Here is a 22,294-nt window from a genome sequence, read left to right as displayed (position 1 = left end):
ACCACTCACTCCTGAAATGAACCATTCAGCTGACCACAGCGTGGAATGGTTGACCTTTTTCGTGATCGACCGCCACCCTCGGTGACCAGGAGAGGACGGAACGTGGGAGTACGCCCCGTCGACTGGTCCGTTCTCGGCCTGGTGGACGATCCGACGCCGGGTGATCCCGACGTGATCGCCGCGATGTCGGCCGAGTTCGCCAAACTGGGCGGCAAGGCCCGCGAGATCATGAACGCGATCGACCGGGTGATGGCGACGGTCGGCGACGACGCGTTCGCCGGCGATGCCGCGGACGCGCTGCGGGGCAAGGTCGACTCACGGTTGCGGGGGCATGTCGCGGACATCGTGACGGCGTACGAGACCTCGGCGGCCGCACTGCAGGAGTGGCAGGGGTCGCTGGTCGATCACCAGGCCCGTGCCGATGCCGCGCTGGCTGCCGCCCGTGGGCTCGACAAGAAGGACGCGGCCTGGAAGCAGTACGTCGCTGACGCGAAACTGGCGGGCAAGGAGCTGGGGGAACACGGCCGGCTCGTGTCGGACCGGATCAACTCCGTCGCGGACATCTCGTTGCCGGTCTCGCAGTGCAGTCTGTTCTGGGAGGCGTTCTTCTGGCTGGCCATCGCGCTGATCCTGCCCGCGATCGTGTTCGGTGGACCGATCGCGCTGGCGTTCTGGGCCGCGAACATCGCCTTGTTCGGAAAGGCGGTGGCTGACTTCGCCAGCGGGCACGGCAGCATCCTGCACCTCTTCCTGGCCGGTCTCGGGCTGATCGTCCCGACCACCAAGGCGTTGCCGGTCAAGGAACTGGGCAAACTGATCGGCGGCAAACTCGGCGGTGGCATCGCTGGAATCAAGACCGGACTGGAGAGTCTGGGGAGCGCCGTCGGTCGAGTCCACGTGTTCATGCCGGGGTTGTTCGGCACCCGTTTCATCGGCAAGCTGACGTTCCGGCCGTCCGGGCTGGTCAGCGTCGTCGGCAGTGTGGGGGACCTGCCGCGGCTGCTTCCTGGAATCGCGCGGATCCCCGGGCTTGCCGGGGGCGGCGCCGCGCTCGGGATCGGGCTGGCTTGGAAGGCCGTCGATCTGGCCGGCAAGTTCGGCCGTGGTGTGGCCTGGGTGGCGCGGAACACGCCCCGCTTCCTGGCCAGATCGTTCGGCGGAGTGCTCTGGACCCGGCTCATCTTGCCGGTCAACGCCCCCGAGATGCGGATCCACGGCTTCTGGACCGCGCTGCGAATCGGGGTCTGGGACCGTGGGGTCTTCGGCCGTTTCCGGTTCCAGCCGGCTCCGCTGGGATTCAATCTGAAGCCGGTGTTCGGGCGCCTTCCGGTGGGGGTGGACGGGCAGTTCCAACCGCACCTCGACGTCGGCGACGTCGGCGGCGTCGACTTCGACGACTTCGCGGTGGTGATACCCCCGACGCAGCTCGGCGGCGCCATCGACATCGAACCCAGTGTCTTCGGCCACCTGGCAGGCCGGCACGCGGACTCGTTCGCCGACTCGGTGCACTTCGACCTCCGGCACGGCGCTTTGCCGCCGCCCACGCTGACGGTGCCCGGCGTCCATCTCGGCGGAGCGATCGAGACACCGCCTCTTCCGGTGCCGGCAGTCACCCCACCGGTGGTCGGAGGCTCGGCGCTACCCCATCTCGGCGTAACTCCGCCCCATCTGAACCTGCCGAACAGGCTCGGCGGCACACTGACCGACCAGGTGCGGGTCGAGGTGCCGCCGATCACGTTCGCGCCCGGCGAACTGAACCTCTCAGCAGTCGCGGGCCATCAGGCGACTCACCAGATCGACGAGTTGCCGTCCCTGCTCGGCACTGCCGCGCTCCCGAACCCGGCGGCGATTCCTGCTGTTCAGGCAGGCGCTGTGCACGGAATCAGCGCCGGTGCGTTCACCTCCCACACGTCGGGTCTGCTGGTGCCGTCGACGGTCGGTGTACCTTCCGTTGCGGCCAACGCAACCCATATTCCTGCTCTGGCCGGCACCGCCGGACCGGCCTCGATCGCGAACGTGGCCGAAATACTGGCTCCTCGGACGGACGTCGGCACGGTCGCTGTACCGTCGGGAACTCCGGTGTCGACGGCAGATGTGGCTGCACCACTTCGCAAGCCACCGGAGACCGGAGCTCCGGTGGTCGAGGTGCCGACCATCGTACCGGTTCGGCCGGACGCCGGTCCGGCGACTGCCGGGCAACCCGCTTTTGTTGCCAACGGCAAGGGGTTGCAGGGGCCGCCGCCATCGGTCGAGCACATCGACGCGGCTCTCCGGCTGATTCACTCGCCGGCCGCCGAGGCAGGCTCGGTTCCGGGTCTGGCCGGACGAGGCCGATCCGGCACGCCCGGCGCGCCGCCGGTCCACGTCGAGGTGCCAGCGGTTCCCGTAGCCACTCCCGAAGTGCCGCCGGTGCGGGTGGACACGCCGGCGGCACCGCCCGTCGGGGAGCGCCCGCGTGCCTACGTTTCCGAGGACGACGGGTCGTTCGAGTTGCCCTTCGGCGCTGAGGTCGAGACGGCGCCGCGAGTGATCGACCCACACATCGGCTCTCCAGGAGTAGCGGGCAAGGCGGCACCGGAGATCGCCGCCGTACCGACGGAGATGGCAGGTGCTGCCGCGGTGCTGCCCGCACGGAGCGACTTCCGGTGGGGCGGGGGCCCGCCCGGGACGCCTGCGAACCGGAAGTTCCTGGCGGCTGTGTTCGGAATGTCGCGCGGCATCAGCGAGTCGAGTGGCGTGCCGGTCAGCGACATCATGGGTGCCGTCCTGCGGAGCGGCGACAACAAGTTGTCGGTGCCGGTCCGGATGGTGCTGGACGCGGTCGGCTTGGGCGAAGACTCCGCGGGGCGATTCCTCTCGACAGCGAGGTTCGAAGTACGGCAGGCGATGCTGGAGTCCTTCGGCCGGCTGGAGTCGCTAGCGGGCGAACACGCCGGCCAGCAGGCCTTCGAACTCGGTCAGAAGTCGGTGGCCGACGCGTTGGCGGCCGTTGATCGGCTCGGCTATCCGTCCACGGTCGGCAAGATGAGCAAGACGCCGGTCGGGGAGGCGCTCGCTCAGGCGCACGTGGCCGATGTGCCATTCGTACCGCCGCCGCCGGCACCGGTCGCCCGGGTGCCTTTGCCGCCGATGGCAACCTACTCCAGGCAGGTGGTCTTTTACTACGACGCCGCTGTCAACGCCGGTTCGCCACATATACCGCCTGTGCGGGAGCACGTTGCCTTGCCGGCTGCTGCCCCGCAGGGATGGACTCGTCGAGCCAAGGACCTGTTCGTGCGGGCCGGTGAGTCGACCGGAATCTGGGGACGGGCCTGGCGCAGTGAGCTGGCGGCCGGAGTGGACGGACCGGTCGGCCTGCCCGCCCCCGTGGTACCCGCGGCGGGCGTCGAGGCTCGGGGGGTACGGGTTCGGGACGGTGGATCGTGGGGGGCGGGGCAGCCGGTGAATCCGGTGCCGTTGGCGGCCGCGTTCGGTCTGGCACAAGGGATCAGCCGGCTGGGTGGCAAGCCGATCGGCGAGATCCTGGTGCCGATCGTACGGAGTACCGATCCCAGGATGCCGGTACCGGTTGCCTTGATGCTGGATGCGCTCGGAGTCGGTGAGGTCGGCCGTCCTGGCCTGGTGGTGGCAGCACGGTCGGTCATTGCGGAGAACTTCCGCACCACCTTCAGACAGTTGCCGGCACTGTCCGGGCCGGACATTCCTCAGCAGGCCTACGATCTGGGCACCCGAGCTGTCACCGACGCGGTCGCGGCCCTCGAGCGGTTCGACGTTCTTCCCCTGACCGTCAAGGCGGCAAAGACCGGCGCCATCGCAACCGTCCAGGCACCGCCGGCCGCTCGGCCGAGACTGGCTGCCGCGCTCGGACTGGCCCACGGGATCGGGCAGCTCACGGGCCAACCGGTCGGCGACATCTTCTCGTCGCTGACGCGGAACGCCGACCGCGGGATGGCTGTGCCGACCAGGTTGGTCCTGGCTGCGATCGGGCTGGGATCGGGGGCCAAGCCTGGGGTCGTGGCAGCTGCCAGAGTGGTGGTTCGGGAGGTCTTCGACTCGGCGTACGCCGGACTTGGGTCGCTGACCGGCCCGCACGCCAACCAGCAGGCTTTCGACCTCGGCCTGCGCGCGATCGGCGACGCGGTCGCAGCGGTCGACCGCCTGCCCGGGCTACCGGGACGGATCGTCGGCGAAGTGGTGGAGGTGCCTCGAAATCTGATGGCGTCTCCCAGTGGTCTGGGGCTGCAGGATCGATCGTCGGTGGACGTCCACCCGATGCCGAACCCAGGGCTGGAGAGCATTTTCGGGCATCCCATCATCGAGACCAGTTATGCAGCGCCGCTCCAGCCCGGCGACACGTTGCCGCGAGCAACAGATCTGGTGACGATGGTTCGCAACGCCGCCGAACTGGTACGACGGCTGACCGGCGCGGAGGTCTCCAAGTGGAACGGAACTGTCCATGAGGTCGCCGACGGACTCGGAGGCGTCGCGCACCTGGACGGAAGCCTGCTGATCGACAGAACACTGGGGCTTGGACTGCGCATAATGCTCGGTCCTGTCGGTCCAGCTGTGCCGGGCAGCACCGAACACGTCCTGCGCAATTCCGTACGGCTCCTGAGCCATGAGCTGGCCCACTTCGCCGTCCCGGAATCCGTTGCCTGGGGCCGGGTGCCGGAAGTGATGGTCCAGCCTCCGGTCAATGCGCTGGAAGAGGGCGTGACGGAACTCTTCGCCCTGGAGTTCTCCGGTCAGGTGATCAGCGGGCTGGGTCTCCAACGCTGGGGCTCGATCCTGCCGCCACGGGCGACGAATGCGGTATACCAGAATTTCGTCCCCGCGGCCGACAGCATGGTCCGTGGAGTAGCCCTGCTGGGACGCGTGCCGAAGGCCGATGTGGTGGCCGTCCTGAACCGGGAAGGACCCGCCGGGAAATGGCCGAGGCTGGTCTCGCTGCTCTTCGAGTACTCGGGACTGGCCCAGAGTCTGCCCACCCATCTCGTGGTGCCTGCTCGAGCCTTTGTCGTTCAGGAGATGTGGAACGTCTTCAGGCAGGTGAAGCCGCAGGTCACCCCTGACCCGACGATGGACTCCACCTGGTCGGCGAATGTCGGTCTCGCCACTCTCAAGGCGGGCTGGGAGATGGTGAACTGGCTCAAGCCGGCCCGCCCTACCCTGCTGGCAGAGCCGAGTGGGACGGTCTTCGGCCATCAGCACCCGCTGACCTTCAGGCACCTGGACCATTTCCCGGCCCGACTGGATTCACCACAAACTTTCGTGGCCCTGATGGAGTCCGCTCCCGAGATCGTTCGCCGGTTGAGCGACGCGCAGTGGTCGCACTGGAACCAGCAGGTCGTGCCTGTGTCCCCGGGAGGAGTGCAGACCGTCCGCTCGGATCGATCCGTGTGGATCCACCCGCGGCTGATTCAGGCGCTGGCGGCGGCGTACGATCCGTACCGCCCGCCGATCCCGGGTGGGAACGGGGAACTCCGGCTCGCCGCCGAGGCGTTGTTGCGTGGGCATGCCCGGCTACTGGGTCAGCGTTTCAGCCAGCTCGGCAACGACGCGATCCTGGTCGGCTCTGACCCCGGGGCCTGGGCTCTCGAGCACGGGGTGACGGCCGTCTGGAGCGATCGGATGCTGCCGGCCTTCCTCCGGGAACTCGGTCTCAGCGAGCGGCTGGGTGACCTCCCAGCCGATCGCCCAGCGCCGGGAAACCCTGCACTGAGCGTTGCCGCTTACGCTCTGGCCCACAACCTAGCCGAACTGACCACCCTGCCGATACCCCGGATCCTGTCAGTTCTGAACGGCCGGGGCGCGAGTGGAAAATGGCCCGCGGTCGTCGACCTGCTGGTCGACCGTGCGTTCCCGCCTGGTCGCCTACCGGTGGCCGCGCTGACGCAGCTCAAGGCCGACGTCCACCAGGTGATGAACCACGAGTTCAGCCGGCTGACCGGTCTGACTCCGGACCAGACGGCCGAGGCGGTGGCGATCGCGCAACGCACGGTCGAAGCGGGCTGGACCAGGGTTCACTCGTTCTTACCTGTCGGCGGTGCGGAGACTCGGACGACGGAACTGGCAGAGGTGGTGCCGTTCGCGGGCGGGGAGGTTCCGGCGGGGCTGCGGTGGCCGGAGCGGCGAGTCGTGGGCCGGACCAAGATCGTTGTTCCAGCGCAGTATCCGGCCCGTCTGGTGCCGCCGACCGACCTCAGTGGATTGCTGGCGAACGGCGCCGAGGTCGCTCGCCGGCTGGTGAACGGTGAGGCGAATCTGTGGAGCCACTGGCTGGTCGAGACCACGGGTGGCCAAGTGGGCACAGTCGGCTGGGATCGTGCGCTGGAGCTTGATCGATGGCGGATGGCCGGCCCGCTGCGGGCTCTGGTCGGGCCGGGCGTTGGCGGCTACTACACCCCGGGCAAGCTGCTGCAGAGTGCGAAGACACTGCTGCACGAGTTCCTGCATGTGGTCGCTCCGCGGGGAACCGACTGGATGAACGACGTATGGGCGGCCGCGGACGATGCTGCGGTGCGTAGCCTGGAGGAGGGGCTGACCGAGATCGGGGCTCAGGCCCTGGTCCGGGACTTCGTCAGGGACCTGGGGCTGGCCCACAGGATCCGGGGGCTAGACACCGTCCAGATCGATGCCACGTATCCGCGGTACCGCGCGGCGACCTGGCAGCTGATCGCTGGAATCGAGAGGGTGGGCGGCCGTTCGGCCGGGCAGATCATTGCCCTGCTCAATCGTGAGTCGGCCGCGACGAAATGGGCGGCGCTGGTCGACCTTCTGTTCGACGGCAGTGGTGTGGGTGGGCGGTTCGCGGGGCAGTTGGTCGACGCGGCCAAGGCAAGAGTCCAAGTGGACATGATGGCCCAGTTCCGGCGGCTGACGTCCGAGGCCGGCCAGACCGTCCTGCCCGAGGAGATCGGGCGGACGGCCTTCAGGAGTGGCCTCGACCTCGTCAGGCGAATGGCCGCGGATCCGTCCGCTGTGTTTTCGCGACCGGTCGGCAGGCCACTCGTCGCAGTACCGGCGACTGCTGTGCCGTTCGGCTCCGGTCGTGGACAGGCCATGGCCGGCGGATCCGCGACCGTGGTCTCATGGCAGGCCGCCGAGGTTGTGGACCGGGTGACAGCGCTGGTCGAGCGGTTCGGCAGAGGGCCGGGTGGCGAGGCCATCCAAATCACGCTCAAGTCGGATAGGACGCACTACAGGCTGAGCCGTATCGACGTCGTCGGGGGCTACAAGATCGAACCGATAAGGCTCACATTCGACTCTGCCGCGGCACGGGCCGGGGTGCGAGGCGGTCTCAGCTCTCTCGTTCGCGAGATGGTCGGCCGGACGGACCAGCGGGGCCTACGGCCGTTCATGTCATCCGCCGACTCGGCGATGATGCATGGGCTCACCGAACTGCTCGCCAGTGGTCAGGTGGCCCAGGCGACGCAGATGTTCCGTCTGGAGGCGCATTTTCCCGCAGCGGTGGTTGATCTGGTCTACCCGGCCTTCACACCGGCGGTTGACGCGATCGCGCAAGGGCTCGGCAGTATGCCTGGCCGACGCCCGAGCGACGTTCTGAGGGCACTGAGAACGACGACCTTCGGCAGAGTGGCGTCAAAGCTGGCGCGGCTCTTCGTGGCAGACGGTTTGGCCCCCCGCTATCCGGAGCAGGCGGTCACTGCTCTGGAAACGCGACTGACGGTTGGGTTCGAGCAGATCTCGACTTTGCAGGGAGATGACCTCGCGATACGTTCGAGATCGCGGGGCGAAGAGCTGTTCCGGACAGTTCGGGCAATGGCGCTGCATCTGCAGTCGAACCCGGACGCCGTGTACCGGCGGCTCGAGGTGGGTGATCGTGCGGCCGGCGGGGCCTTGCTGGATGCCGACAGCGACTACGCCCGGCTGATGACCGATGCCGCCGGTCTCGCCCAGCGACTCGGGGAGACGCAATCGCTGTGGGTCGGCACAATTCACGAGACGCCGGGGATTGGTACCAGCAGGGTTCCCGGGGATGGCTCCCTGGATCTGTCGTCCGATCAGGTCACCGGTCCGCTCCGTCTGCTGGCCGAACTGGAACCGGGGGCGCTGCGAATCGAGGACGCCGGTCTTCACCGACAGGCACTGTTGGTCCTTCTCGCAGGGCATGCGGGACTGTTCACTCGTGGTGGAGCCGAGCTTGGCCGAGTCGAGGTCGCTGCCCTGGATCCGGCGACTGCGGCCTGGCAGCACGGCCTGACGACGGCTTGGGCGTCGGACAATCTCGACGCGTTCGTCGAAGGGCTCGGGTTGCTTCGGGCACATCCTCAGCTGGGACAGGTCTCCGCGTCCGGCCACTTCGATGGCTATCAGCCGGCCGTCGAGGAAGTCGTCCGGTACGTCGCGTCGTTGCGACAGCGTCCGGTCAGCGAGGTTCTGACACGCCTGGCGGGGGCCGACGCCGCGGCGAAGTGGCAGATGCTCGGTGACCTGGTCCTGCGGGATTCAGGGCTGGCTGACCACCTGCCACCGCATCTGCATGATCGGGCAGTCGAGCAGATCGTAGAACGGGCCAAGATACCGTTCACCGGCCTCGATCCGCAGGATGCCGATCTGGCATCGACCGCGCGTCGGGCAGGGCAGGCCGCGGTGGGCGCAGTGCAAGGCGAAGTGACGGCCCTGTTCACAGGTCAGCCGACGCCACAAGTAGTTCCACCAGTGGTGGGGCGAGTGACGCCACCTGTGGTGAAGCGCGTCTTGGAGATTGCACCCGGGGAGGTGCCACGCACCGGGGTTCCGGGGTCGCTCGACGAACTGCTGGTTCGGGTGGTGGATCTGGTCCAAGAGTTCAGTGGCGGTGCACGCATCGTGTGGACTCGCCGGATCGAGATGAACGAGGTGTTTCGGGGCGATGAGTTGCCGGGCGGCGCCGGCGTGATCCGACTGCCGCTCACCGTGGTGAACCGACTACAGACGCCGATCCTGGCCGGATCGGAATCAGGCAGTGGACAGTTCGGGTTCGCCACCGATCAGGCATCGGCTGAGTTCGTGAGCAGTTTGGAGATTCTGGTCCGGCAGGCAGCTCACCTGGTCAACTGGGACCCTCGGATGGGATGGGCGGGTGGCGTGCGGCCGGTCGACGCCGGCCTGAACCGAGCGGTAGCCGAGTTGTTCGCTCGTCATTATCTGGGCGACGTCGTCGAGCGGCTCGCGTTGACGCCGTTTCTGCGGCTTGAGCCGCGTCTGCCGGAAACCACTCCTGTTTTCACCACGGCGGTCGCCGCGCTGGTCGAGCGGCTCGGTGAGCTGTCCGGGCAAAGTCGAGGGGAGATACTGGCTCAGCTCAACGCGGTTCGACCCACCCAGCACAAGGCGGTGCTGGCGCGGTTGTTCGCTGACGCCACCGGGAACGAGCCTTTGACCTCGGCGCAGCTGATTCCACTTGAGAGGCGTCTGATCTGGGGGCTCGAAGAGCTTGCGGCAATGGAAGGAACCGATCTCGCGGCCCGATCGAGAGCGCGAGGGTCGCAGTTGGCCACGGCCGCCCAGTCACTGGCAGATTTCTCCCGCATGAACGGCGGACAGTCCGTATACCAAAACCCTTATCGGGTCGACGACCTCTCTTCTGCTGCGGTTCGGGTGGTGATTCAAGCGACCGACATCGCCGACGTCCTGAGGAAAGCACCGGAGGTCGCGCGGGTGCTCAGCAGAGCTGGGCGTTCGCACTGGAACCGGGAGGTTCACTGGACGGGTGGTCTTGCTTCCTCGCTGACGCACTGGAGCGGCGCGCTGGAGTTTTCGATGAATCGGGTGATGCAGCCGCTGCGGGTGCTGGCTCAGTCGCGGCCACTGGGAACTGGAGAGGCCCGGTACGCGCTCGCGGTGCTCCTGCTCGAGCATGCTCGGTTGCTCAGTTCCGGGGCGAATGATCTGCAGGTGGCCGAGGCGGCTGTCCTGGTGCCGGAGACCGCGGCTTTCGATCTGGGGACGTCAATGGCCTGGACCGCGGCTCATCTGGACGAGTTCATCCTTCGGCTCGACCTGAGAAACGAGGCCATCGCCCTCCGAACCCGCGAGATTCCGGCGTTCTTCGGTGAGTATGCGCCGGCTGTTGAGGTGGTGGCCGGGTATGTGAGGTCGTTGGGTGGGATGCCGGTTCATGAGGTGTTGACGCGTTTGAACGCTCAGGATGCCGCGAGTAAGTGGCCAACACTGGGCGAGTTGATCCTGCGCGAAGGCGGACTGGCCGACAGCCTGCCACAGGCTGGGCATCAGGGCGCCATCGGGCGGATCATCGAGCAGATCAAGGGTCCGTTCCGTGAGCTGCATCTCATGGCGCCGGATGCGCGGTTGCGGGAGGCGGCGCAGGTCGGCGAGTCCGCTGTGGGCGGGGTGCGGGCCGTGGTTGCCGAGTTGTGGGCCGAATCACCGATGCCGAGTCCGGAGATGGACTTCGCCGGTGCCGTGCCGAGCTCACCGCAGTTGGTTGTGGCCGACGTCGATGTGGTGATGGCGCCTGCGGCGGTTCCGGTGGCGGGTGCTGAGGGGCGGACGGTGTTCTCGGGCGAGATGCTGGTGGTTCCGGCGGCCGGTCGCGTCAGCTCGTTCGGCGATTTGGTGGTGCGGGGGATGAATTTCGTGCAGGAGCTGATGGGCGCTTCGGCGATGTTCTGGAATCACGTGTTGGAGGAGCGGGTGGGGGGTGCTGCTGCTGGGGCCGCGCTGGATGTGCGGACCTTAGTGGTGGACTCGATGACGGTAGCGGGGCCGTTGCGTCGGCTGATCGAGTCGCCGGCCGTGCTCGGAGGTGCGGAGTACGACCGGGCGCTGGTCGAGTTCTTCCAGGGATTGTTGCCGTTCGCGCATGGCAGATCCTTGACGTCGCGGAGTGACCTGCTGCTGTTGGAGTCCGGTGTGGTGGGTGCACTGACGGTCGGGTCGCTCAGGAGTTTCGCGGACAGTGTCGGACTGCCGATGGTGGATCGGTCGCTGCTACGCGAGATCGAGGAGACCGCGGGCACACGTGCTGTGGTGAGGTTGCTGTCGGTGGCTCAGGAGGGATCGGGGAAGAGCTGGGATCGGCTGCTGCTGGAGCTGGGCCTGGCTGATCCGGCGGGGAAGGTGCGGGCGCTGGCAGGAATGTTCCTGAAGGTGGAAGGTTTGCGGGCGTTGCCGCCGCAAGCGCTGGTTCGGGCGCAGGGTGCGTTCGGTGGCTGGCTGGTGTTGTTGTTCCGTGGGTTGTTGTCGATGCCGGGGTTGGAGGCCGTTGGGGCCCGGGCCTCGGTGCGTGCGGGTCATGCGGCGAGGCAGTTGGTGGCGATGCGGGAGGCGCTCGGAGCGCGGCCTGATACCGAGTTGTACAAGATCACGGATCTTGCGGGGCGAGCGAGTCATGGTCGGGCGATCGAGTTCGACCGGATGATGCTGGCGGCCGGCGAGGCGATGCAGGAGTTGACCGGTGCGGGGTTCTCGCAGTGGTCGAAGAATCTGCGCGAGGTGGCCGGCCCCAGCGGGTCGTCTCCTCACTGGGATACCTCGCTGGAGTTCGAGGCCGACCTCGGCCGGTCGTTGCGTGACTTTGCCGGGCTGGCCGCGGACCAGCGATTGTTGTTGCCTACTGCAACTGACGAGGCCGTGCTGGAGCGGTTCAAGGATCTGGCTCATCATCATGGACGGCTCTTGTCCGACCGGCTCTCGCTGGACAGCGCCGATGAGATCGCGATGAGCGACCCGGCAACCGGGGCTTTCCTCACGGGGCTTCGCGAGGCGTGGGCCGTGGCCTTCGTGCACGACCTGGTGTCGAGGTTGCCGGGGTTGCAAGTCTGGGCAGAGGTGGTCAGTCGTCTGGACGTACCGGCTGACTTCCCGCACCTCGTTCCAGCTGTCCGTGCAGTGGTTTCGCACCTTGGAGGCGGAACGGTGGCCGGCATGCGGTCGGTGATGTCGCGACTGAACGGGCAGGGGGCATCCAGGCTGTGGCACGAGATGGGAACGCTGGCCTTCCGGCAGGCTGGTCTGTCCGGCGTCGTGCGAGCGGACCGGCACGAGATCGCGATCACGGCGCTTGCCGATGGAGTGCGAGGCACCTACGCCGCCGTCAGTACGATTCCGGCTACCGCGCCGAATGCGGGAGCGCGGTCGACGGCCGAAGGAGTGCTGGCGGTAAGAACCCTGGATGACATCGCGGCCGCGATCAGGTCCGCCCCGAACTCGCCGGACGAGTGGTTGCCCCGGATCCGCACCGGCATGATCGACGGGGTGCCGTGGACGGAGTACCCGGCGGCGTCGCTGCGTGAGGCCGGAGAAGGGGTACCGGCGGACTTCGACCAGTTCGTACTGCGCGCGATCAACGCCGCCCACGAGATTGCCGGCGGTACGGAACTACGGTGGAACTTCCGGCTGGAAGAGCGGCCGACCACCGTAGGCGACCCCACCGGGACGCTGGTCGTGACTCCGGAGCAGGCAGCATCAATCCGGGAACTGCTGGATCAAGAGGCATGGTCGTTGTCCGCGCGCACCGAGTCGGCCTATCTGAGGGCGATCGCAGGCCTGCTGCACGAGGTGTCCCGGTTGTCGCGTAACACCGGACTCCGTGCGACACCGGAATGGTCAGCCGTGCGCGATCCTGGCGCCGCCGGACTGGAGAGCGGCATCCTCGAAGGGTTCGTGCACGCGAACTTCCCGGCCTTCGTGCAGCGTCTGCACCTCGATTCTCTGGCCCCAGAGGCAAGGTCATGGGTTCCCGAGGGAGCCCACCCGCGATTCTCGTCGACCGTCACCGGACTGCTGGACAGCGTCATCCCCTACCTCGGCCGGCCCGCACCGGCAGTCTGGGCGGAGCTGGTGACCGCCTCGACGTCGGGCCAGAGCGCGGCGCTGGTGCGGCTCTTCCTCGAAACCTCCGCTCTGCGGCAGTTCGTGCCGGTGGACCGCTTGCCTGTGGTCACGGCGCAACTCGAGCTCTACGTCCGGTCGGTTTTCGACGATGCCGCCGTCATGCAGATCGTCGATCGAGAAACCTGGATCAGCAATGGACGGGTGCATGGCGAGCGCATCCGAACGATGATGGAGCGACTGCGGGAAGAGCCGACCGCGGACGTCTTCCAGGTGATCAGCTACGGAGGGCCGGAGTCGAGGAACCAGTTGCTGCGGTCGGCCACCGGTTTCGACAGGTTGATGATCGAGGCAGCGATCGTCGCGCAGCAGCTGGCCGGGGCCACCCTGACTCGATGGTCGGGCTCGGTTCACCATGGACTGCTCGGAGACTTCGCCTCGACCAGGCCAACCGGCGCGATCTTCCTTTCCAGCGGAAGAGTCGGGAGGCTGCGCCGGCTGCTGCTCGACAACGATCCGGGCCGCCTCCCGAACGAAGACCACCCGGCTTACCGTTATCGCGACGATCTGCTGACGTTGCTGCACGAGCACGCACATCTGCTCGGGACTGCCGCGTTGGATCGGCTCACGGCGGTCAACGGACTGGCGATGAAGGCTCTTGAAGAGGGAATCGCCGAAGGCTGGATGTGGCAGGTCCAGCACGAGTTCCTTCGCCGGATTCCGGGCCCTTCGCGGTTCCCGGAGATCCGCTTCGCACCGACGAGAGATGCTTATCCGCGCTACACCCAGCTGGTGACGACCCTGGTGGGCCGGCTGGCCGCCCTCGACGGGCGGTCGATCCGGGACGTCTTTTCCGAGCTGCTCCAGTACCGGCGCCAGTACAAGTGGATGGCGATCGGCGAGCTGGCACTGCGTAGCAGCGGGCTGGCGCACGTGGTTCCCGGTCACCTGCAGGCGGTTGCCGCGAGATGGATCACGCTCCAGATGGTGGAGCCGTTCGAGCGGCTGATCGCCGCGCAACCAGACCAAGCGATCGAGCAGGCGGTGCGGAACCTCGACGCCGCGATTGCAACGCTACGCCGGAATCCTGATCTGCTCGCCGGGCGCCAGATCGAGTTTCCGGTCTTGAGCGGGGGAGAGGTTTCCGCGGAACTGCTACGCCCTGACGCCGACGCCGGTCAGATCGGCAGGGGTTCAACGGCGGCCGACCAGCAGTCATTAGACGCGATCTTGTCCGGCGTCACGATCACCAGGCTGGCATCGGGGGCGCTGGTGACAGAATTCCCGGCCAGTGCCGTCGGGTTCATCGGGTCCGGGGTGCCGCAGTCGTTCGAAGAACTGGTGATCCGGGTGGTTTCGCTGGTCGAGCAGAGCGCCGGTGCCGGTAGCGGGTGGAATCTGGAATTGCAGGAAATCGGCCACGAGGCGAACGTCCTGCCGTACTGGACCAGGCGACTCAGGCTCGCGGTAAATACAGCTGGAGCGTTGCGGGCCGGTTGGCGCACACCCGAGGGGGCTCGTGCCTTCGTGGACGGCCTCGGGGTCCTCGTCCGACAAGTCGCCTACCTGCTGGGATGGCCACCGATTACGGCGCCGGGAGACAACCGCAATCTTTCCAGGATGTTCGGCGCCCCGGGCGTGACTGAAGTGACGCATGGCCTGGTGGAGGTGTTTGCCGCCCGCAGGCTGCCCGCGATCGTTGAGCAACTCGGCTTGTCGGCGGAGCTGCCGGTACAGCGGATTCACGCGGCTGCTCATCCGAAGTACTCGCCAGCCGTCGACGCGGTCCTCGACCGGATTGCGCTGCAGCCCGGACAGGAAATCGACATGATCGTGACCGACTTGTCGCGGAAGCGCCCCGACGAGCTGCTGGCCGCGCTGGCTCGCTTGCTTGCCGGCCACCTTCCGAAGGCACCGACCCTGCAGATGGCCGATCGGCTGAGACGAGGGTTTGCCGACCTCTCGGGCTTGACCGGCGAGGGAGTCGAGGTGCGGTCGGCGGCACGTGGCGGCCAATTGGCGGACACGGTACGGTCGATGGCTGAGTTCGCTCGGGCGGAGCGGAATCGAAGAGTCTCCGGATTCGCTGGTGGGAGGAGCGTTCCGACCGTAGAGTTCCGGCATTTCCTGTCCGAGGCCGCGCGGATCGCCGGACAGCTCAATCCGGCAGCGCGTTCGCAGTGGACCGGAGAGGTTCTCTCGACCGAGGCCATGAGACCGTCAGTGACGCAGTGGAACGGCTCGATGGAGCTGTCGCCCACCCTGGTTCTGGACCCGCTCGAAGCACTGCTGAAGGCGTCACCCACGGACTGGACGGCAGCAGACGCAGTTCGCCGTCGGCTGGCGTTGGTGGTCCTGCTCTTCGAGCACGCTCGCCTGCACAGCGGCGCGAACGTTGTCGATCTTCAGGCCGCGGAGCTCGCGGTTCAAACGCCTTGGACAACGGCGTTCGACCGCGGTGTCAGTCTGGCCTGGACCCTTGACAACATCGACGAGTTCATGGCCCGGCTGGGTCTGCTCGACAAGTATCCGGCTCTGCGAGGGAGCGACCTCGGGCTGGAGCCCGATCCGCACGTGCCGGCCGTGGCTGCGCTACTGAAGTACGTCGCAACGCTGGGCGACCTGCCGTACGGCGAGCTCCTGGCGCGACTGAGCGCTCAGGATGCCGCGAGTAAATGGCGGACACTGGGCGAACTGGTACTGCGGCAGCTCGGTCTGGACGGCTTGCCCCGGACCGAGCTGGGGTCCGTGGTGGAACGCCTGGTCGCGCCGGTTCAACATGCTTTCCAGCAGTTGGAAACGAGAACACCAGATCCAGGAGCGAGGGCCGAGCGGATCGGGCAGGAGGCGGTCGCCGGGCTGAGCGAGGTCATCGCCGACCTGCGTCTCAGCCGGCTCGCGCAGGTTCGGCCGGCGATCGTGTCCGGATCGACCGGCGGGGTGCCCTGGCGGGTCTACCCGGAGCAGTTGATCAATGCTCCTGGTTCCGGGCGACCGTTGTCCTTCGACCAGCTGATCGTCCGGTTGATGGCTCGCGTACGTGACGTCGTCGGCGCATCCGAGGGATTCTGGAACGGCCGCCTCGAAGAAGTGGCCACTGCCGACGTTCCGGGGACCAGTGGCTGGGACCGGACCATGGTGCTGGACGCGACTCGGGTCACCGGTCCGCTGCGGGCACGGTTCGCGTCGGACCTCGGCCGGACAGGCGACGTATCGGAGGAGTACCGCGCGGCATTCATCGAGCTGGTGCAGGTGATGGTTTCACTGGCGAACCGGACTGAGCGTCGCCTTGACCTGGATCGGGCGGCGTTCCAGCAGCCGGGGCTGCAGGTCCTCGACACCGGGTCGACGGACCTGTTGGTGATGGCGAAGTTCGATCAGTTGGCTGTTTCGCTGGATCTCCCGGAGCTCATCGACGGCCTCGGCAATGACGCGTGGGCGTTCTTCAACCGGGTAAGCGCGCCGGCCGTGGACGTTGTGATCAGCACGCTCGCCGAACGCGCCGGTCGTCCGTACGCCGAACTGCTGGCGGGACTGGTGTCACGAGGTCCGGCGGAGAAGCTTGCCTACCTGGCCGGTCAGTTCCTGGCGGCCGCCGACCTGGGCGGGACTGTCCCGGCCGCACACCACCTGATGGTCAGCGCGCAACTGGAATCCCGGCTGGTGGTCCTGTTCGACGGGCTGGCGGCGATGCAGGGAGCGGGACTCACCGCCCGATCGGTCGGCCGGGCCCGCGCCAGCGCCGAAATGCTCCTTTCGACGGCCGACCTCCTGGTTCGACAGCCGGACGAGTTCGCCTACCTGTACACCGACTTCGCCGCCCGGTTCGTGAGCGGTTCGCTGACCGACTTCGATCGGATGATGCTGGTGGCGCCGCGGGCCGTCGAACAGCTCAGCGGCGGAGCCTGGTCGCGGTGGAACCTGGTGCTCGGCGAGACGCGCGGGACCGGCCGGCTCAGTACTGCGCACTGGGACGGCAGCCTGGAGCTGGACGCGGAGTTCAGCTCGGGAATGCTCCGCCAGTGGTTCGTTCTCGACCCGGCCGCCTTGGGCACTGCTCTTGGTTTCCACCTGACCGCCTTCAAGTCGCTGCTGCAGGGGCTAGGACGCACGCTGACCCGCGGTACCGCGCTGACGGGCGCGGATGAGATCGCCTTCCTCGATCCGGCCACCCGCGGGTGGGCGGAGGGGCTCAACGAGGTCTGGAGTCACAGCTTCAATGCCCAGTTCATGAGGTTGCTACCCGGAGTGGAGTCTCGCTTCCCGGGATCATTCGTTCTGCCCTGGCAGGGCGATCAGATGCTTTTCGTCCCCGCGGTGACCACCGTGCTGAGTCATCTGGAGGGATTGACGGGGCAGTCGGCCGCTTCGATTCTGGCGTACCTGAACGGCTTCTCCGACTCCGCCACATGGCATGCACTCGGGGATCTGGTCTTCACCGCGGCCGGCCTGCACTCGGTCGTCAGGGTGGAGTTGGCCACGGCCGCGAAGGAGATGATCGCTCAAGAGGTCCGGGCGGTGTTCGGCGATCTGGCCGGCTTCGAGGCGGCTGGGGTGGATGTGCGGGCACATTCCGTCAGTGAGGGCGAACGCGCGGCCGCCGCTCTGCAGCAGATCGTTGCTGAGCTGCGCGTGAATCCCGAGTTGCCGCGGGGATGGCAGTCCGAGCCGATGGTGGTGGCGCCCTTCGCGGCGGGAGAGGGGTTGGCAAAACAAGGGCCCCAGATCGTCGAGCGGAGACAGATCGCGCTTCCTGAGCAGTACCCGGTCGAGTTGTCGGTGCCGACGGATTTCGATGGTCTGCTGGTCACAGCGGCCGAGGTGGCGCGTCGGAAGGTCGACGGGGAGACTGTTCAGTGGAATGGATGGCTGGCCGAGACCTCGCAGGGTACAACCGGCAGCCTCAGCTGGGAGCGCGAGCTGTGGCTGGATCGGCAACGGACGGCCAACCCGTTGCGCGCCCTGGTTGAGCCGGGCTTCGACGGTCGTTATACCCCCGGCGAGTTGCTACAGAGCGCGGCGTACCTGTTGCACGAGTTCCTGCATGGGGTGACTCCACGAGCCACGGACTGGGAGAACGAGGTGCGACCGGCCGCCGCCGACTCCGCGGTGCGTGGGCTGGAGGAGGGGCTGACCGAGATCGGCGCGCAGGCTCTGGTTCGCGACTTCGTGAAGGACTTGGGGCTGGCCCACAGAATCAGGGGACTGGACACCGTTCAGATCGAGGCGGCCTACCCGCGGTACCGGGCGGCGGTCGGGGAACTGATCCGCGGGATCGAGTCGGCGACGAAGTACTCGGAGTCGCAGATCGTGATGCTGCTGAACCGCGAATCCGCCGCCACGAAGTGGTCCACGGTGGTTGAGTTGCTGTTCGACGGCAGCGGTCTGGGCAGCCGGTACCCCGGCCACTTGGTCGATGCTGCCAAGGTGCTGGTGCAGACGGAGATGAAGGTGCGTTTCCCGGCCGGCGAAGCCGGGTGGTCCGCCGAGATCGGATCGAACGCGATCCGGGCCGGCTCCGGGCTGATCCGGCGGCTGGCGGTGAATCCGACGAGCGTTGTTCCAAGGCTGTTTGCGCCACCGATGCCCAATACGGCGATCGCCGCGTTCGGCTCGGGACACGGAGCAGCGCGGGCCGGCGCGGCCGCGCCCCACGAGCAGTTCGTCATGGATGCGGCCGACCTGCTGGAGCGGTTCGGCCGAGGGGCCGGCGGCGAGATCGCTCGGATTGAGATCAGTCCGGGCAACAACGCACCAGAGGTCGGGTGGGTCGGGCTCAACGGTGGTCAAGCCGTCGACTTGAGTGAACTGGATTTCCGGACCGCGGAGGCGGCGGAAGCTTTCCGGGCGGGTCTGGAATCGCTGGTGCGCAGGTATGCCGGTGAGGATCGTGCCAGTGAACGGTGGGCCGGCTTGTCACCGGGTGTTGTCGCGCTGACGCAGGGCATATTGGAGAGAGCGGCGAGGACTTTCCTGGCCGAGGCCAGGCAGGTCCTTGATCTGGACCGGATGATCGGAACCGGGTGGACGGTTCCGCTTGTTCATCCGGCTATCAGTCCTGCTGTCGAGGCCATCATCAGGTCGGTGAGGGTGCGGGGCGCGGTGCTTGGCTCCGTCTACGGGGCTGCTGTCACCGAGAGGGTGCAGGCGCTGGCGCGGTTGTTTGTGGGGTCGGACGAGGCGGCGGTGGTGGCTCGGACCCTCCCGCAGGTCGAACGCCGGTTGTCGGCTGGGCTGGACGAGATCGCGGGTTTGTCGGGTGCTGGTCTGGCTGCCCGGTCAGAAGCGTTGGGGGTGGAGCTGGCCGGGACGCTGTGGGGTATGGCCGAGCGGCTGAGAGATCATCCGGGTGATTTGCTGGACGAGGTGCAGCGGCCTGCCGTTGTGTCGTCCGATGACAGCGCCGTGAGTTCACCGGCTCCGGTGCCGCCTTTGCAGGGCATGTCGAGCGGAGTGGGCCCGGGGCCGCGGACGAAATGGTTCGTGTATCCGGCGGATGCGCTGGCGCAGGCGGGCGCGGGCGTGCCGAGGTCGTTCGATGCCTTTTTGGTGCGGCTCGTTGATCTGGTAAAGGAGATGACCGGGGTCGGGTCGCTCTGGCAGGGACGCCGGCTGGTGGTCGGGCACACGACCGCAGATGTCCGGTGGCCGGTGGCTGGACAGATCTCGATCACCGATCGCCAGTTCATGACGATGCGAAATCGGTTCGGCGACGGGGCGTTCAGCCTGCGAACCCCGAAGACGGCCAAGAATTTCCTGACCAGCATGGTGGTCGTCATCGGGCAACTGGGGCTTGAGGCAAGCATGCGCAACGGGTGGATCGTCTCGTCCAGCAGCCTTGGGTCCAAGACGCGGGGCCTGGAGTGGCCGGTGACCGAAGCGTTCGCCGTCCAACAGCTGGACGGGGTTCTGGAGCGTCTTGGCCTTGCCCGGCACTTCGAGGGAATCACAGTCCCGCTCGCGTACCCTGCCGCGACGCCGGCGGTGCAGGGGATGGTGGAAAGTCTGTCAAGATGGTCAGCTCAGCGGGTGGACCAGATTCTGATCGATCTGATGCTGGCAGACCCGGGGCGCAGGCATTTTCTCCTTGCCCAGAAGATCGCTGACACGACCAATGCCTCAGCCGCCCACCACCGGAGCCTGTCGACCTCGCTCCTGCGAGACTTCTTCGATCTGCGCGCGATGCGGGGTCACCAACTGGAAGCACGGTCGCGAGTTCGAGGAACCCAGCTCGGCCTGTTCGTCCGGACGCTTGCTGCTCAGTCGGAGACGACAGCCGGCCTGCCGACCAACCATGTCGAGCGTTTCGGATCCGAAGCGCGGAACGCCGACGGGGAGATCACGCGCTTCCACCGGCTGATGCTTGCTGCGCCGGAGATCGCGCTGAACCTCAGCGGCGCGTCCAGGTCATGGTGGAACCTGGAACTCGTGCCAGGACCCGACGTGTCCGCTTCGTCGACTCGTTGGTCGGGTTCGTTGGAGTTGGCCTCGAACAAGGTGATGAGTCGCCTTCGTTGGTTGGGCAGGCCGGGCACGAGCCAGTTCACGACCGATCAGAGTGCTGCGGGCCGGAGCGCGGTGGCGGTTTTGTTGTTCGAGCATGCGCGGTTGCTGGGTTCCGCGGCGGACGGTCTGGACGCCGCGGAGGTGGCGGTGCTGGCGCCGGGTACGGATGCGTTCGATCGTGGAGTGTCGGCGGCGTGGGCGATGGAGAACGTCGATGTGTTCATGGCGCAGTTGGGGGTTCTCGACGGACATCCGGAGTTGACGGGAGGTGCGGTCAGCGGGTTGTTCGAGTGGCATGGCCGGGCGGCGGTGGAGGTAGTTCGGTACGTGGAGTCGTTGGGTGGGTTGCCGGGTGGTGAGGTGTTGGCGCGGTTGAACGCGCGTGGTCCGGCGGGTAAGTGGGAGGTGCTGGGTGGGTTGGTGCTGGATGGGGCCGGGTTGAGGGCGGTTCTGCCGAAGCCGGCCAGGGGTGCTGCGATGGAGCGGATCGTGGCGGTGGTGTCGGATGCGTTTGGTGGGTTGGCTGGGGTGGGGCGGGATCCGCAGGGGCAGATGCCGGCGGTTGGTCAGGTTGCGGTTGATGGTCTCAGGCGGGTTGTCGGCGAGTTGTGGGACGAGGTAGGGGGTCCGGGGTCACCCGTGTCGCGTGCGGGGTCGGTTGATGTCGATGTCGTGATGACGCCGGCTCCGGTTCTGGTTCCGGAGGTGCGAGACGCGGCGGCCTCAGGTGGGGTGGTTCCTGTTGCTGGAGTGGGGCGGCCGGGGTCGTTCGAGGAGTTGACGGCTAGGGGGGTTGGGTTTGTCGAGGAGTTCTTGGGCGTTTCCGTTGCGCGTGAGGGCTATCGGCTGGTGGAACGCCCTGGAGGTGGCTGGGCAGGTGCCGCGGGGCCCAGGACGGTGACAGTGGATTCGTTGGTGGTGTCGGGGCCGCTGCGCCGGATGATCGAGTTGGGTGTGGTGCTGGACGATGTGGAGTACAGCCGAGCGGTGCTCGGATTCTTCCGGGAGTTGCTGCCGCTCGTGCATGGATCGGCGGGAGTGGCTCGGCCGGATTTGATGGTGCTGCAGTCCGGTGTGGTTGATGCGCTGACGGTCGGAGGTATCAGGAGCTTTGTGACCCGGATGGGTTTGCCGATGGTGGATCGGCAGGTTCTTCGGGAGGTCGAGAACACGGCTGGTGCTCGGGCGGTGGTGAGGTTGCTGGAGGTGGCCGGAGCCCAGTCCGGGAGGAGTTGGGATCAGCTGTTGGCCGAGTTGGGCCTGGTCGATCCGGCGGGGAAGGTGCGGGCGCTGGCGGGGATGTTCCTGGAGACGGATGCGCTGCGGGCGATGCCGGTGGAAGCGCGGAGCGTGGCGCAGGCCAGGCTTGGTGGGTGGCTTTTGACGTTGTTCGGTGGTCTGTTGTCGATGCCGGGGACTGAGGCGGTCGCGGCTCGGGCGTCGGTTCGGGCGGGGCAGATGGCGGACCAACTGGTGGCGATGGGCCGTGTTCTGTCCGCCAGGCCGGATGCCACGCTGTACAGAGTCACAAACCTGGACCGCCGGGTGGCGGACGGGGTGGCGATCGAGTTCGACCGGATGCTGCTTGCGGTCGACCAGGTGATGCGTGAGTTGATGGGGGCGGGTTCCTCGCAGTGGTCGCGGGTACTGCGTGAGGTCGCGGTGACCGACGGAGCACCAGCGCATTGGGACACCGCGCTGGAGGTCGACGAGAGGTTGAGCCGGAGTCTGCGGGACTTTGCCGGACTCGCTGTCGAGCAGCGGAATTCATTGCCTCTGGCTACTGCTTCTGCGGTACTGGGTGGGTTCAAGGAGTTGGCGCATCGGCAGGCGAGGTTCTTGTCCGATCGGCCGGTGACGGACGGTGCGGACGAGATCGCGGGTGGTGATCCGGCGACGGCGGCGTTCTTGCTGGGTTTGCGTGAGGCGTGGGCGGTCGAGTTCGTGCATAAGTTGGTGGCGGGGTTGCCGGGGCTGGAGGGTTGGGCCA

General features: G+C 67.2%; 1 protein-coding gene (only partly in view). It reads left to right on the top strand.

Annotation, left to right across the window (positions count from 1 at the left end; genetic code table 11):
- Window positions 1–102 precede the first annotated feature (102 nt).
- Window positions 103–22,294, top strand: partial view of a hypothetical protein gene (locus tag AB0P21_RS39865; RefSeq protein ID WP_363704491.1) — the 5' portion only. Its footprint extends 18,209 nt past the window's final position; the window shows 22,192 of its 40,401 coding nt (coding positions 1–22,192); its start codon is at window positions 103–105; its stop codon lies beyond the right edge, outside the window.

This window comes from Kribbella sp. NPDC056861 (genome assembly GCF_040687575.1).
Lineage (GTDB): Bacteria > Actinomycetota > Actinomycetes > Propionibacteriales > Kribbellaceae > Kribbella.
The sequence above is the reverse complement of the archived record's forward strand: the minus strand, read 5'-3'. Positions and strand labels throughout refer to the sequence as shown.